The following is a 14,276-nucleotide window of genomic DNA, read 5'->3' on the forward strand; positions in this document are numbered from 1 at the left end:
CGATGCCCCTCATTCGGGCATTGATCGCGCGTGCGCCCGTCGCGTAGGGTCGGAGCATCATGCCCGATCTCGTCCACGACATTGTCCGCTATCAGAACAAGCGCGGTGGCGCCCACCGAGCCGGTACCCTCACGACCGGGCCGCTCGAGCGCATGGAATATTATCTGAGGGATCATTTCAAAGGACAGCCGCTCCGCACCGTCGAGACGGGGTGCGGCGCCTCGACGATCCTGTTCTCCCATTACGCGCAGGCGCACACCGCCTATTGCTACGACGATACCGCAGAGGCGAATTCTAGCGTCAACTTCGCCCGCGGCTTTCCGGGGCTGAAGAGCAATGTGGAGTGGGTCTTTGGGCCGACGCAGCGCACGATCTTTGCGAACCCGCTCACGCATGACGTCGACATCATCCTGATCGACGGTCCCCACGGCTATCCGTTTCCGGAGCTGGAATATTTCGCCTTCTACGAACGCCTCAAGCCTGGCGGCATCCTGATCGTCGACGACATCCACATACCCACGATCAACAATCTCTATCGCTTCCTGATGCAGGACGATGGCTTCCACCCGCATGGGATCACGGGCGCGACGGCCTATTTCCAGCGCAGCGATCGCCCCGCCTTCAACATGGAAGGCGATGATTGGTGGCTGCAGCGCTACAATGTGCAAAAATTCCCCGCGCGCCGCTTCGATCGCATCGAGGAAAACTTCAAGCTCCCGATCAAGATCGACTTCCAGGGCAAGCTCAACGAATCGCTACCCCAGCTGGTACGCGGCTTTTCTCTTCAGAACGGGCGGCCGGTGACGGAAGGCTACACGTCGCTGGCCCAGCTGAAACTCGGTCTGAAGGCACCGACGAAGCTGACTTTCGATATCGAGCTGAGGCCGGTCGGTGTCGACGAGCGGCGCAAACGCCTGTCGGACTCTCCGGGCTTCAGCGTGGTCGTCGACAACAGAGAGATCGGCTCCTACGATTTCGAGGGCGCAGGCCGGCGCCGAATACGCTTCGAGGCGCAAACCCGCGGCAGCGATGTCGTCGATCTCGAATTCCGGCATCGCGGCCTCATGTCGGGCAATGCTCTGCCCGATTGGGAGAAGTCGGAATCCTTCGACAATCGCTATCCGAATTTCTGGCTCGATTCGATCGCCGTCGCTTCAGACGACGGGCTCGATGCCAGGCCCAATCACATCAGCCGGGTCGATGGCAGTGTGATTTCGTTTGATTACCAGGCCGAGCGCGTGAGCTTCCTCGTCAACGACGAGGCGGATTCGGTGCAGGCCTTCCATGCGAGCGGCCAGTTCTACGAAGCCGAGGAGCTGGAACGCATTCGGGCGCGCCTTCCTGAGAAGGCCAGCATCCTCGATGTCGGCGCGCATCTCGGCAATCACACGGTCTTCCTCGGCAAATTCGCCGATGCGGGCGTGATCGTGCCGATCGAGCCGCAGTCGGGGGCCGCTGCCTGCCTGCGCATCAATTGCGCCTTGAACCGCCTGGCCAATGTCGACTTCGCCTATCTTGGGGTCGCCCTGAGCGACCAGGCCGGTGCCGGCCAGACTTTCACCCACAGCAAACACAACACGGGCGGCACGGTGATCCAGCAGGCCGAGGAAGGCCCGGTGCAGATCGCCAAGGGGGACGACCTCTTCGCCGGGCACAGCTTCGATTTCATCAAGATCGATGTCGAGGGCATGGAGCTGAAGGTGCTGGGCGGGCTTGCAGCCACCATAGAGCGCTGCCGCCCGCTTCTTTTCGTCGAGGTCACCGACGCCAACGAAGCGCGGTTCCGCCGTCTCATGCGGGACTGGAACTATGCGATCCTATGGTCCGGCCAAACCTATCCCAAGCTCACCAATTTTCTGCTGGAGCCCGGCAAGCCGACCAAGCCAGCCAGGCGGTGGTTCTGGCGGTAATTTCCTGGGAAGAGCAGGCGTCCTCGCCTGCTCTTCCCATCGGCTTGCCGGAGCGCTTCCAAGATCAGGCGAGGACGCCTGCGATCCCAGGACGAGTGGCCTCAGGTCATGAAGGCAAAGCGGTTGGGGTCGTCGGCTTCCTCGGCCAGGGCCTTGCGATAGTCGGTGATGACGGCATGCGTCTGGCCATCGGCCCGGAGGCGGCCGCGGTCGATCCAGATCGTGCGCTCGCATAATTCCGCGACCTGGTCGAGGTCGTGCGAGACGAACAGGATGGTGCCGCGCTGGCGGAAGGCGCGGATCAGGGTCCGGCAGCGCTCGCGGAAGGCATCGTCGCCCACGGCGAGGGCCTCGTCGACGATCAGCACGTCGCCGTCGGCATGGGCGCAGATGGCGAAGGCGAGGCGGGCGCCCATGCCGCTGGAATAGAGCTTCACCGGCTGCTCGAAGAAATCGCCGAGGCCGCAGAGTTCCTGGATGGCGCCGAGCCTCTCGGTGACCTGCGTACGCTTGAGGCCGAGAATGGCGCCCGACAGATAGCAGTTCTCGCGCCCCGTCAGCTCGTAGTCGAAGGCGGCCCCGAGCGCCAGCACCGGGGCGATGCGGCCCTTGACGGTGAGCGAGCCGATGGTGGGCGCGGTGATGCCGCACAGAATCTGCAGGAGGGTCGACTTGCCCGAGCCGTTGCGTCCGACGATGCCGACCGCCGCGCCCTTGGGAATGGCGAAACCGATCTCCTTCAGCGCCCAATATTCGTCGTAATAGCGTTTCCTGCCGCCAAACAGCACCTGCTTCACCTGGTCGATCGGGCGCCGGTAGAACTGATAGGCCTTGCCGAGGTCGCGGCATTCGACCGCAACGTCCAAGGGACGATCCGGGGCGTGATCTCGGGCACGGCCCTGGGTGGGATCCTGGGCTGGATCTTGCGCGAGCGTCTGTTCAGATGATGTCGACAAGGATCGTCTTCTTTCGCATGAACAGGGTCTGGCCAGCATAGAATACCGCAAGCGAGGCCGCGAGGCAGGCCAGATAGAGCAGGCTGTCCGGCCAGGTGCCACGCAGGATGGCGGTGCGCATCATCTCGATGATGCCGGTGAGGGGATTGAGATAGGCAAGCCAGCGCCAGTTTTCCGGCACCTGCGCCGCCTCGTAGAACACCGGCGTCGCGAACATCGCCACCGGAATGATCGAGATGATCAGATGGTTGAGGTCGCTGGTCAGCGCGCCGATGGTGGAGAGGATCCAGACGATGCCGAGCAGGCAGAGGACGAGCGGCAGGAGGATGAAGGGCAACGCGAGCCAGGACCAGTGGATCGACTGGTCGATCAGGATCTGGCCGGTCAGCAGCACGCCGAGCGCGATCAGCATGTAGACGCCGCCACGTGCCACCGCGATCCAGGCCAGGATCTGCGGCGGGAAGATCGAACGGCGGATGATGTGCTTGTGCTCGGCCAGCAGCAGCGGGGCGCGATAGGCGATCTCGGCGAAGTAGTTGAAGACGATCAGGCCGACGAAGATCGAGAAGGCATAGCCGAAGCGCCCGCCGCTGTCCTGCGCGACGCCGACCTTGAGCGCGCCGGAGAAGACCAGCGTATAGATCGACAGCATCACCAGGGGCGCCAGCACGGCCCACGCCCAGCCGAACACCGAGCCGCGAAAGCGTACCTGCAGTTCGCGGGTCAGGATGGCGCGAAACAGTTCGCGCTGGCGCCAGATATCGGCAAAGGGCTGTAGCAAGACGAAATTCCAGATAGTCGAGGCTTCTTCCGCCCCTTCCTAGAGCAAAACGCGTTCAAGTGTGAACGCTTATTTGCTCTAACTCTTTGTTTAGACGCGTCTTTGCGATTCTTGGCGATTCCAGGAAATCACAAAACGCTATAGAGCAAAGTGCGTTTGAGTGTAAACGCTTCGCTGCCTGCGCCCGATTCCTGCGTGGGGACGGCAGCAGGCCGGCGCCTGCCGCCTGCCGCCATTCTCGTCATTTCCAGCGGCCGGTGCCGCCCCCGGTTCCGCCGACCGTGCTGACGCCGCCCGACATGAAGTTGCCCAGCAGGGCGTGGCCCTTGCTGAAGAAGTTCACATTCAGCATGACGGGGCTGGCGTTGAACTGGAAGCTCACGGTTTCCGCATAGAGGCGGTTGAGGTCCTTGGTGAATACCGTGCCGAACATCACGCCACCGCCGGGACTGGAAACGCCACCGGCATTGCCGGTGAAGGTCTTGAGGACATGGCCATATCCTCTGTCGGTCGTGACTTCGATCGTGAAGCGCAGATAGAAGATGGCGCTGATGATGGTGCATTTGGCCGGATATTGGTCGGCTGCCGCCGTGCCCATGATGTCGGCCGCGATGGCCTTGATCTGGTCCTGCTCGAGCAGCCCTGCCATTGAGTTTGCAAACTCGCGGGCGGCAAGGTCGGGGTCGTAGTTCAACTTGACGTCGTCCATGGAACTCTCCTGATCTTGATCCAAAGTTCAGGCGCGTAGGCGCTCTTTTTCTCGGTTCTCTCGCCAGGGGCTGCGGTCGGTGACGACAGGCCCTGGAACGGGACGGCAAGTCTCGCCATGGCGTTTTGATCGGCGGCCTCACGCGCGGAACGGGCATCATGGGCGAGGCTCAGGGGGCGGTCTCTGACTATTAAAATAGACCTGAATACCTCGAAGGTGGTAGGATAAGCGTCTCGATATATTTGGATAAACGTCTCTTCTGGATGAATTAATCTACAAAAATACAGGAAAGTGTAGTCTGAATATGGAAGTATTATTTATATATCTGTTTTTCGTTTTGCTAACGTTCAAGCATGGGTGAGGTGGTCTTTAGTTTTATTGAGGTGAATGTCGTAGCGGTGTTCCGTAAATGAAAATTCCATCACGGAATTCGAAGTAGGCGGCCGTTAAGCTGCTGATATTCGAATTTTGAAGAATGTGTTGTTATATTGTGATTGTCACTCACCCGTTCTTTGCCCAAGCACGTGCGGGCTGCCCTTGCAGCAGCATCGGAAGATGTTATTCGTTGCTGGATGTGAGGCCGTGCGGCAGGGCACGAGCCAACCCTGTTCGGGAGACATGCGTGAAGCGATCCACTGTCGACTGGAGCAAGGATGCGTGGAACTGGCGTCCCGGCGAGGGGCGGTGGTCGATGAGGCGCCATGGTCTGCCCAAGGCGGCCGTCTATGCGCGTCTCGATACTCGCGACCATCGCCCGCACGAGCGCTATGATTTCTGGCGCGAAGCCGCCCTCTACGAGATCGACGCGGACCGGCGCAGTGACCCCTCGCCGTTTCTGGCGGAGGGGGCAGGCGTGATCGGGCCGGGGGGCTCGATCTTCACCACGCGTTCCCATGCTTTGGCAGGAGGACGGCGCCGGGGGCAGAGCGAGCGGGACGGTGGTGACGATATCGCCATCGGCTTGGTTCTCTCTGGAAAGCGCCGGCACGAGGAAGGGGATGAGCGCAGCCTGGCCACGGCCGGACAATTTTTCGCCTTCGATGCCAGATCCGAGAGCCGGCTGTCCTGGACCGCCTTCGAAGCGGTGCATCTGGCGATGAGGCGCGAACGTGCTGAAGCGATCCTGGGGCCGCAGCTTCCGTCCTCGGCCGCGCTTGCCCGCTGGCTGGGGGCCTCGCCCGCCGGCCGCATCCTCGCCGCCCAGATGCGGGCGCTGGCCGGCGAGATCGACAATCTCCACCCCGACGAGCGCAGCAGCCTGCTCAAGATCACGCTCGATCTGGCCGATCTCGCCTTGCGCGACGTGGCGGGGCGGACAGAGGACGAGGATCTCGATGTCGCCGGCAGTGTCTTCACCGCGGCGATGCGGTTGATCGACGTCAATCTCGCCAACCCCGCTTTCGATCCCGACATGCTGGCAGGGCTGCTCGGCTGCTCGCGCGCCACGCTCTATCGCTGCTTTGCCGAGCAGGACATCGCCATTGCCGAGGCCATTCGCGCGCGGCGGCTGGCGCGTGCACGCGACATGCTGCTCCGCGCGCCGCGCAGCGTGTCGATTGCCGAGATCGCCATGCGCTGCGGCTATCTGGATCCGGCCCATTTCAGCCGATTGTTCCGCCAGGAATTCGGCGTCAGTCCGACGGATGCCCGCGGCTGAGCCGCTCTTGCCCGCCAGCCGTTGCCTTTCCCGTCCGAACTTGACAGAAGGGCGGCATGCAAGTCACCGTCCGTCCCGTCTCCTCCAAGCGCGAGCTCAAGCAATTTCTCGCTTTGCCGCGGCGGATCTATGCCTGTTACAGCGATTATGTCGCGCCGCTCGATCATGACCGGGCGCAATTGATCGATCCGGCCAGGAGTGCCTTCTGGACCCATGGCGAAGCCGCGTATTGGCTTGCCTATGACGGGGAGGGCCGCGCCGTCGGCCGCATCTCGGCGCAGATCGATCACCTCGCCACCGGCGCCCAGCATGAGGGCATCGGCTTCTTCGGCTGCCTCGATGCGGTGGATGACGAAGGGGTGGTGGTCGAGCTGGTACGCATTGCCGCTGCCTATCTCGCCGGCAAGGGCAGCAAGGTGATGCGCGGCCCCTTCACCTTGTCGATCAATGCCGAATCCGGCCTGCTGATCGACGGTTTCACCGCACCGCCCATGGTGCTGATGCCCTGGCACCCGCCCTATCTGCGCGCCCATCTGGAGGCTGCCGGCCTCAAGCTGGCGAAGACGCTGCATTCCTATGGCTTCGACCGGCGCCGCAGCGATCTTGCCGACAGGCTCGAAAAGCTCGGCATGGAGCGCCGCCGCAAGGGGTTCGACATCCGCGCCATGCGCATGGACAGGCTGGCCGAGGATGCCGAACTCGGGCGGTGCCTGTTCAATGGCTCCTGGGCAGCGAACTGGGGCTTCGTCCCGGTCTCGCAGGCCGAGATGGCGGCGATGATCAAGGCCTTCAAGCCGTTGCTGAAGGCGGAATATGGCGTTTTCGTCGAAAGGCAGGGGGAACTGGTCGGCTTCGCACTGTTCCTGCCCAATGTCTTCGAGATCACCGGCGATCTGGGAGGTTCGCCTTCTCCCTGGGGCTGGCTGAAACTGGCGTGGCGTGGCCTGACGCGGCGCTTCACCGGCGGCCGCGCCGTGCTGTTCGGCGTGGCGCCGCGCCTGGTCGGCTCGGTCTCCGGGGCCAGTGTCGCGCTCATCCTGGTGGATGAATTGATGCGCCGGGCGGCCATCACCGGTGTGCAAGATTTGGAATGCGGTTGGATTCTTGACGATAACTATGCCATGACGAGCGTAGTTGAATGGCTCGGGGCCCGGTCGACACGCCGTTTCGGCGTTTTTGAAGCATCGATTCAGTCCCATGACGCCCATAGTGTTTTGTGATTTGACGGCATTGCCTAGAATCGCAAAGCGCGTTGAAACAAAAAAGCTTGAGCAATCGAGCGGTTAGCTACAGCGCGCTTTGCTCAAGCGACGTGTCCAGGAAGAAGATGTCGACCGAAACCAAAGATAACATCCTGTCCGATCCGCAGCGTGTCTATGACGAGGTCGTCAACCTGATCGTATCCGAGGGCATGGTGGATCGCGAGAAGGTAACGCCTGACGCGACCTTCGAGACACTCGGCCTCAAATCCATCGATATCGTGATGATCCTCACGGCCGTGGAAGAAAAGTTCGACGTCTATATTCCGATGGACGGCTCGATCGCCGAAGCCAAGGATCTCAAATCCTTCATCGACGGCGTGCTGGCCCGCATTGCCAGTGAAAAGTCCTGATTTGAAGAGACGCGTTTATATTACCGGCATGGGGGCGGCGACGGCGGCGGGACTTGGGGTTCCGGCGCTGTGGGAGGCCGCGCGCGAGGGCCGAAGTGCCATCGGCCCGCTCGAGGTGGCACGGGAACTGCGCCACAACATCCGCATCGCCGGGCAGTTGCGTGGCTTCGATCCGGCCGATCATATCGAGCCCGATGTGCTGGCCTTCTGCGACCGCTTCACCCAGCTCGCCATCGTGGCCGGCGACGAGGCCCTGGCGCAGGCCGGCTTTGAACGCGGCGCGCGGCAGGGCGAACGCACGGCCACCATCGTCGGCACCGGCATCGGCGGCGGTGAAACCATCGAGATCGGCATCCACAACGCCTATGTCACCGGCCAGCGCCTCGATCCCTGGAGCGTGCCGCGCCTGATGCCCAATGGCGCCGCCTCGCAGCTGAGCGCCCGCTATGGCGCGCGCGGCCCGTCCTTCGCGATTGCCAGCGCCTGTGCCTCCGGCGCCCAGGCCATCGGCCTCGGTGCCCATTTCATCCGTGCCGGCATCGTCGATCGCACCGTGGTCGGCGGGGCCGAGGCCTGCATCACCGCCTCGGGCATGAAGGGCTGGGAAGCCCTGCGCGTGCTTTCTCCCAATGCCTGTCGTCCCTTCTCCAAGGATCGCAACGGCATGGTACTCGGAGAAGGTGCCGCCATTTTCGTACTGGAGAGCGAGGAGAGCGCTAGGGACAGGGGCGTGACTCCGCTGGCTGAGCTCTGCGGCTACGGCACCTCCAGCGATGCCGGCGACATCGTGCGCCCGGATGCCGGCGGTGCCGCTGCCGCGATGCGCCAGGCCCTGGCTGATGCCGGGCTCGGGCCGGAGGCGATCGACTATGTCAACGCCCACGGCACCGGCACGCTCGCCAATGATGCCACCGAGGCGGCCGCGCTGGCCGCTGTCTTCGACGCGCGCCTGCCCGGCCTGCCCGTCTCCTCCACCAAGCCGGTGCACGGCCATGCCCTCGGGGCGGCCGGCGCCATCGAGCTGGCGATCACGGTGATGGCTCTGCGCGAAGGCGTGGTACCGCCAACGCTCAACTGGACAACGCCCGATCCCCGATGCGATCTTGACTGCGTGCCGGGGCAGAAGAGGGCGGTGACGATGCGCCATGCCATGACGAATTCCTTCGCGTTTGGCGGCATCAATGCGGTGCTGATCGTCGGGCAGGCATGAGCGCGCCGCCGCCTCTCTCCATCGGCCCCATTGCGGCCCGGGTCGAGGCGGATGCCGTGCGGCGCTACCGCGAGGCGACGGCCTTCGACGGCAAGATGAGCCAAGGATTGACGGGCGATGGCGACGAGGTTCCCGCGACCTTTCCGGCGATCTGGCTGTGGCATCCGGCCGCCAAGGCTGCCTTCGACGATCTTGCCGGTGAGGAACATCTCATTCCCGTGCTGATCGCTCAGCGCTTCAGCTATCGGCGCGCCTTGCGCATCGGCGAGGAGATTCGCTTCGTGATCACCCGGCGGGCGGATGCCGCCATGCCCGACGATGTGCAGATCGAGGCGCATATCGAAGGCCGGGATGGCGAGGTCATCGCCGATTTCGCCGCGACCTACCGGTTGTTCCAGCCGGAGCTGGCGCAATGAGCGCCTCGATGCCGCCGCTCACCATCGGCCCGATCGGCGCGGCCGAGGTCGAGGCGTTCGCTCGGGCCTCGGGCGACACCAACCCCCTGCATGTCAGCGCGGCCATCGCCCGCACCATCGGCCTGGAGGCCGCGCCGGTGCATGGCATGCTGCTGGTCGCCTATCTCAATGAGGCGGTGCGGCGTTTCCTGCCGCAGGCTGTGATCGCAGGCCTGTCCACCCGCTTCATGGCACCGGTACCCGTCGGGGCCGAGGTCGAGATTTCCGGGCGAACGGTCAAGCGTCACGATAACGGCGAGCCGGCCGTGCTGCGCCTCTTCGTCAAGACGAGCGGCGGCGTCGTCGCCTGCATGGCGGAAGCGACTCTGTCGCGTGCGATGGAGGGTGGGTCATGAGCCGCAGGACCGTGCTGATCACCGGGGCCAGCAGCGGTATCGGCAGGGCCCTCGCCCTCGAATATGCCACGTCCGAAAATGCTCTCCTCCTCGTCGGCCGAGACGAGGCGCGGCTGGCCGACATCGCCGAACTCTGCCGGGCACGCGCGGCTGCGGTCGCCACTGGCCGCATCGATGTCCGTGATCGCGAGGCGCTTGCCGCCTGGATCGCAGCCCGGGACGGCGAGGCGCCGATCGACCTCGCCATCGCCTGTGCCGGCATCGTCTCGGGCACCAGCGCGCAAAGGCCGCTCGACCCCGCTGAGGCGATGCGGGCGGTGCTCGCCGTCGACCTGATGGGAGCGGTCAACACCATCGAGCCGGCGCTGGAAGCGATGCGTCGCCGAGGCCGCGGTCACATCGCTTTGGTCGGCTCGCTGGCCGGTTTACGCGGCTTTCCGTCCTCGCCGGCCTATTCCATGGCCAAGGCTGCCATTCACGCCTATGCCGAAGGCATCCGGCCGGCCCTGAAGCGCGAAGGCATCGCCGTCAGCCTGATCGCGCCGGGCTTCGTCACCACGCCGCTGAATGCCGAGCTCGTCGCGCCGCAGCCGTTCAAGCTCACCGCCACCAGAGCAGCCCGCATCATCCGCAGCGGCCTCGACCGCCGCAAGCCGGTGATCGCCTTTCCCTTCATCCTCTATGCGGGATTGCGCCTGCTCACTTTGCTGCCCGCGCGTTTCGGGGACTGGCTGCTCGATCGTCCCGGTGTCGATGTGCCGTTGACGAAGGAGCGGGAGACAAGCGGGCCATGACGCTCCTCGCGGCCCTGGCAGGCCTGTGGTGGGTCGCTCTCGTCTGCCTGCTGCTCGGCTCCACGCTGCTCGCTTTGCTCCAGCCGGCGCTCGCGGCACGCCGGGCTGTCGCCGGCGAACGCAGGCCCGTCTCGGTGCTGGTGCCGCTGCGGCAGGTTGAGGAAGCGGAGAGCGAAGCGAATCAGGCGCTCCTGCGGCTGGATCATCCCGGCCTCGAAATCCTGTTCTCGGTGAGCGACGCAGAGCCTTCTCCACGAAGTGGGGAAGGTGGCGTTGCGAAGCAACGACGGATGGGGTGCGGCCCGCTGCCAGTGTCCTATCCGGATGAAGCTGTGCAAGCCGACCACACCCCATCCGACCCTACTTCGTCGGGCCACCTTCCCCACTTCGTGGAGAAGGCTTTGACGATCAGCGTCCATGTCACCACGCCCATTCCCGGTGCCAATCCGAAGATCGCCAATCTGATCGAACCGGTGGAAGCGGCTGAGCACGATCTCCTGCTGATCAAGGATGCCGCCACCATTCTGCCGCCCGGCGCCCTGGCCGCGATGATGGCGAGCCTCACGCCCGGCGTCGGACTGGTCTCCTGTGTGCCGGTGGCGCGCAGGCCCGGCAATTTCCCGGCCCTGGTCGAGGCGAGCCTCGTCAACTCCTATGGCGGGCGGCTGTTGCTGGCGCTCTCCGCGCTCGGGGGCGGTGCCGGTATCGGCGCGGCTATGCTGCTGCGGCGTGGCGATCTCGAGGCCGCCGGCGGCATCTCCACGATCCTCCGTGCGGTCGCCGACGACCATGCCCTGGCCAAGCTTCTGCAGGCGAAGGGGCTGCGACCGGTCTTCGCCGCGGCCACCGTCGACCAGGACCTTGGCGCCCGCCGGCCCGGCGAGATCTGGCAGCGCCATCTGCGCTGGGCGATCTGCCGGCGCCTGGAAGAATCCCTGGCCTTCGCCGCCGAGCCCTTGACCGGCCTGCCCGCCGCCTGTCTTGCGGCGCTCGCCGGTGCCACTCTCCTCGGCCTGCCTGCCATTGCCCTGCTGGTGCTGACGATCCTCCTCTGGCCCGCGGCAGAATGCGCCCTCGCCTGGCGCAAGGGCTGGCCTCTCTCGCCAGCCATGCCGCTGGCTGTGCTGGCCAGGGAGGCGATCATGCCGGTGCTATGGCTAAACGCCCTCGCGGCGCGCCGCCTTGCCTGGGGCACGGCCACGATAGCGCTGTCGGGGCGGCACTGATGCTGCTGGTGATCGATGTCATCGGCCTTGTTGCCGGCCTTTTCCTTGTCGTGCTGCTGGGCCAGCATCTGCGCCTGGCCTGGCGCGCGCGCCGCTACCGGCCGCCGCCGATGCAGCCGGATGCCGAGTGCCCGCCTATTCTCCTGCAGATCCCGCTCTACAACGAGGCCGGTTCGGTCGAGGGGGCCCTGGCCTCGGCCCTGGCGCTGGACTGGCCGGCCGACCGGCTGACCATCCAGCTCCTCGATGACTCCACCGACGAGACGGCGGTCCTGGCCGCTGCCGCCATCACCGGCCTGCCGCCGGGAGGCCCGCTGGTGCAGCAGGTCAGGCGAGTGAACCGGGACGGCTTCAAGGCCGGCGCCCTGGCCGAAGGCATGCAGCGCTGCGATGCGCCCTTGATTGCCATTCTCGATGCCGATTTCAGGGCACCGCGCCAATGGCTGAGGCAAGCGGCAGCGGTACTGGCGGCCGACCAGGGGGCGGCCTTCGTGCAGTTCCGCTTCGAGTTCGGCAATCGCGACCAGAACTGGATGACTTTGGGCCAGCAATTCTCGGTCGATGCGCATTTCCTCGCCGAACAGGCGGGAAGGCAGGTCGGCGGCGACCTGTTCCAGTTCAACGGCACCGGTGCAGTCTGGCGCCGCGCCGCCATCGAGGCGGCCGGCGGCTGGTCCGCCGATACGCTGGCCGAGGATCTCGATCTGACGCTGCGCAGCTATGCCGCCGGCTGGCACGGCCAGCTGACGCTCGAGCCTCCGCTGACCTGCGAGGCGCCGGCCGACCTCGCCAGCTGGCGCGTACAGCAGGCCCGCTGGTCGACCGGCTTCGTCCAGGTCGCACGCAAGGGGCTGCCGCTGGTCTGGCATTCGAACTGGAACCTTGCTGCCAAATTCGGCACCAGCCTGCTCCTCGGCCTGCAGCTCGGCCTGCCCTGCCTCGTGCTGGCGGTCGCCGCCTTCGTCCTCGATGGCCTGCTGCGTGGTTTCGGCAGCGGACATGCCGTCCTGGCGACGGCAGCCGCCCTTTATGCCGGGACGTCGGCCCTTCTCATCACCCTGCCGCCATTTCTGCGCTTGCGCCGGGGTGGTATCATCCGCTACGGGGCAACCCTGATCGCAATTCCGGTCCTGCTCGTCTTTCTGGCTTTGGCCAATTCGGCGGGCGTGGTGACGGCGCCCTTCGCGGCAAGGCACGATTTCGTGCGCACGCCGAAACAGGGAGACCGGTAGCGGCGACAGGCTGGAACGGGGCTGAGAGACGGAGTTTGACGGGTTTGTGGGAGAGTTTGTGGGCGGTCGCCGGCTGGCTGGCGGTGATCTTGGCCGTGATATCGTTGCTCGGCTGGTCGGTCACCTTCGGCTCGACCCTGGCAACCTTCTATCTCGTCTTCAAGCATTGGCGCCTGCGCAAGGCCGGTGTCGAGGCCGAGCGCCTTCTGCTGGCGCGGGGCCTGCCTGACCGGCCCGACCTGCCGGATGTGGTGGTGCAGATCCCCACCTTCAATGAAGGCGCCATGGTCGCCCGTGCGCTCGACGCCGCCACCGCCCTCGACTGGCCGCGCGAGCGCCTGCATATCCAGATCCTCGACGATTCCACCGACGGCTCCACCGTCTTCGCCAATGAAGAGGTGGCGCGGCGCCGGGCGCGGGGCTTCGACGTGGTGCTGATCCATCGCAAGGATCGCACCGAATACAAGGCCGGCGCGCTTGCCAATGCGATGACGCTGACGCCGCATGGCTTTTTCGCCATTCTCGACGTCGATTACGTGCCCGACCCCGATTTCCTCAAGAAGACCATGACCTGCCTGTTGGCGGATCCCAAGCTCGCCTTCATCCAGGCCCGCTTCGACTATCTGAACCGGGATGCCAACCCGCTGACCCGCACCCAGGCGGTGCTGCTCGACGCCCATCTCGCCATCGAGCAGGGCACGCGCTGCTGGGCCGGCCATCCCCTGCCGTTCAACGGCACCTGCGGCGTCTGGCGCCGGGAGGCGATCGAGGCGGCCGGCGGCTGGCGCGGCGGCACCTTGGCCGAGGATCTCGACCTGTCCTACCGGGCCTGGCGCATCGGCCGGCGCGGCTCGTTCCTGATGAGCGTGCCTGTGCCCGGCGAACTTCCCGAGACGATGAAGGCCTGGATGACCCAGCAGCAGCGCTGGACCAAGGGTTTCGGCGAGGTGATGCTGCGCCTGCTCTGCCCGATCCTCGGCGACGGTTCGCTCTCGCTCACCGATCGCCTCAAGGCGGCGATGCATCTGGGGGTGTGGTGGTCGGGCCTGGCCTGGGCCGTGGCCCTGCCGGCCGGCATCGGCGCGATCGTGCTGGGCGCGCCTCTGCGCTGGGAGTTGGCCGGTGTCCTGGTCGGCCAGCTCTTGATCGGCTATATCGCGCTCTTCGTGTTCCTCAGGGCCGGCAACCTGTCCCTGCGGCCGGGGCAGACCAGCCTTTCCGATTTCCTGCGTGAATTCGTGCAGGTCTCCCGCGATCTCTTCCGGATCGGGGCCGTCATCGGCCCCGCCCAGCGCGAAGTGATCTTCGGAAAACGCAGCGAGTTCGTGCGCACCCCGAAATCCACCGCGGCGCCAAAGGTCGTCTGAGACTGGTCCGT

Annotated in this window: 14 protein-coding genes; 11 read left to right on the forward strand and 3 right to left on the reverse strand. The window is 65.2% G+C overall.

Features of this window, described 5'->3' with window-relative positions; translation table 11 throughout:
- Positions 1-59 precede the first annotated feature (59 nt).
- Positions 60-1,910, forward strand: coding sequence for a class I SAM-dependent methyltransferase (locus ACTJKX_RS15910; RefSeq protein WP_440725842.1), 1,851 nt, complete (start codon positions 60-62; stop codon positions 1,908-1,910).
- A gap of 101 nt (positions 1,911-2,011) precedes the next feature.
- Here the strand turns inward: ACTJKX_RS15910 and ACTJKX_RS15915 are convergent, their stop codons facing one another.
- The 3 genes from ACTJKX_RS15915 to ACTJKX_RS15925 form a co-directional block, all read right to left on the reverse strand.
- Positions 2,012-2,866 carry an ABC transporter ATP-binding protein gene (locus ACTJKX_RS15915; RefSeq protein ID WP_440725843.1) on the reverse strand — a complete coding sequence of 285 codons (855 nt, stop codon included), beginning with the start codon at positions 2,864-2,866 and terminating at the stop codon, positions 2,012-2,014.
- Entirely contained in the window at positions 2,850-3,647 is a 798-nt protein-coding gene (locus ACTJKX_RS15920) for an ABC transporter permease (protein WP_311943708.1), read from the reverse strand. Before ACTJKX_RS15920 ends, ACTJKX_RS15915 begins: the two co-directional genes overlap by 17 nt.
- A 241-nt stretch (positions 3,648-3,888) precedes the next feature.
- On the reverse strand, positions 3,889-4,356 hold the full coding sequence (locus tag ACTJKX_RS15925) for a VapA/VapB family virulence-associated protein (protein ID WP_311943710.1): 468 nt from the start codon (positions 4,354-4,356) through the stop codon (positions 3,889-3,891).
- Between the two features lie 622 nt (positions 4,357-4,978).
- Between ACTJKX_RS15925 and ACTJKX_RS15930 the strand changes: the two genes are divergently transcribed.
- The 10 genes from ACTJKX_RS15930 to ACTJKX_RS15975 all read left to right on the forward strand — a co-directional run bounded on the left by ACTJKX_RS15930 (position 4,979) and on the right by ACTJKX_RS15975 (position 14,265).
- Positions 4,979-6,013: a helix-turn-helix domain-containing protein gene (locus tag ACTJKX_RS15930; RefSeq protein WP_440725844.1), complete on the forward strand. Its 1,035-nt coding sequence runs from the start codon at positions 4,979-4,981 to the stop codon at positions 6,011-6,013.
- 56 nt (positions 6,014-6,069) lie between these two features.
- Positions 6,070-7,233: a hypothetical protein gene (locus ACTJKX_RS15935; protein ID WP_440725845.1), complete on the forward strand. Its 1,164-nt coding sequence runs from the start codon at positions 6,070-6,072 to the stop codon at positions 7,231-7,233.
- 107 nt (positions 7,234-7,340) lie between these two features.
- A complete protein-coding gene (locus tag ACTJKX_RS15940) occupies positions 7,341-7,625 on the forward strand; it encodes an acyl carrier protein (RefSeq protein WP_068285961.1) in 285 nt (94 codons plus the stop codon).
- Between the two features lies 1 nt (position 7,626).
- Positions 7,627-8,835: a beta-ketoacyl-[acyl-carrier-protein] synthase family protein gene (locus ACTJKX_RS15945; protein WP_440725846.1), complete on the forward strand. Its 1,209-nt coding sequence runs from the start codon at positions 7,627-7,629 to the stop codon at positions 8,833-8,835.
- Positions 8,832-9,251, forward strand: coding sequence for a hypothetical protein (locus ACTJKX_RS15950; protein ID WP_440725847.1), 420 nt, complete (start codon positions 8,832-8,834; stop codon positions 9,249-9,251). Before ACTJKX_RS15945 ends, ACTJKX_RS15950 begins: the two co-directional genes overlap by 4 nt.
- The gene (locus tag ACTJKX_RS15955) at positions 9,248-9,646 is read left to right on the forward strand and encodes a MaoC family dehydratase (protein ID WP_394314160.1); all 399 of its coding nucleotides are present in this window, start codon (positions 9,248-9,250) and stop codon (positions 9,644-9,646) included. The genes ACTJKX_RS15950 and ACTJKX_RS15955 overlap by 4 nt, the downstream gene beginning before the upstream one ends.
- Positions 9,643-10,440, forward strand: coding sequence for an SDR family NAD(P)-dependent oxidoreductase (locus tag ACTJKX_RS15960; RefSeq protein ID WP_440725848.1), 798 nt, complete (start codon positions 9,643-9,645; stop codon positions 10,438-10,440). Before ACTJKX_RS15955 ends, ACTJKX_RS15960 begins: the two co-directional genes overlap by 4 nt.
- A complete protein-coding gene (locus ACTJKX_RS15965; RefSeq protein ID WP_440725849.1) occupies positions 10,437-11,666 on the forward strand; it encodes a glycosyltransferase in 1,230 nt (409 codons plus the stop codon). The genes ACTJKX_RS15960 and ACTJKX_RS15965 overlap by 4 nt, the downstream gene beginning before the upstream one ends.
- The gene (locus ACTJKX_RS15970; RefSeq protein ID WP_440725850.1) at positions 11,666-12,898 is read left to right on the forward strand and encodes a glycosyltransferase family 2 protein; all 1,233 of its coding nucleotides are present in this window, start codon (positions 11,666-11,668) and stop codon (positions 12,896-12,898) included. The genes ACTJKX_RS15965 and ACTJKX_RS15970 overlap by 1 nt, the downstream gene beginning before the upstream one ends.
- Before the next feature lie 35 nt (positions 12,899-12,933).
- Positions 12,934-14,265, forward strand: a complete 1,332-nt coding sequence (locus ACTJKX_RS15975; protein WP_440725851.1) for a glycosyltransferase family 2 protein — start codon at positions 12,934-12,936, stop codon at positions 14,263-14,265.
- Positions 14,266-14,276 lie beyond the last annotated feature (11 nt).

This window comes from Labrys sp. 22185 (genome assembly GCF_052045555.1).
GTDB lineage: Bacteria > Pseudomonadota > Alphaproteobacteria > Rhizobiales > Labraceae > Labrys > Labrys neptuniae.

Bases quoted from the DNA above. Each gene is read 5' to 3' on its own strand.
- ACTJKX_RS15910 (WP_440725842.1), top strand. From the start codon at position 60: ATGCCCGATCTCGTCCACGACATTGTCCGCTATCAGAACAAGCGCGGT.
- ACTJKX_RS15925 (WP_311943710.1), bottom strand. From the start codon at position 4,356: ATGGACGACGTCAAGTTGAACTACGACCCCGACCTTGCCGCCCGCGAG.
- ACTJKX_RS15935 (WP_440725845.1), top strand. From the start codon at position 6,070: ATGCAAGTCACCGTCCGTCCCGTCTCCTCCAAGCGCGAGCTCAAGCAA.
- ACTJKX_RS15940 (WP_068285961.1), top strand. From the start codon at position 7,341: ATGTCGACCGAAACCAAAGATAACATCCTGTCCGATCCGCAGCGTGTC.
- ACTJKX_RS15950 (WP_440725847.1), top strand. From the start codon at position 8,832: ATGAGCGCGCCGCCGCCTCTCTCCATCGGCCCCATTGCGGCCCGGGTC.
- ACTJKX_RS15955 (WP_394314160.1), top strand. From the start codon at position 9,248: ATGAGCGCCTCGATGCCGCCGCTCACCATCGGCCCGATCGGCGCGGCC.
- ACTJKX_RS15960 (WP_440725848.1), top strand. From the start codon at position 9,643: ATGAGCCGCAGGACCGTGCTGATCACCGGGGCCAGCAGCGGTATCGGC.
- ACTJKX_RS15965 (WP_440725849.1), top strand. From the start codon at position 10,437: ATGACGCTCCTCGCGGCCCTGGCAGGCCTGTGGTGGGTCGCTCTCGTC.
- ACTJKX_RS15970 (WP_440725850.1), top strand. From the start codon at position 11,666: ATGCTGCTGGTGATCGATGTCATCGGCCTTGTTGCCGGCCTTTTCCTT.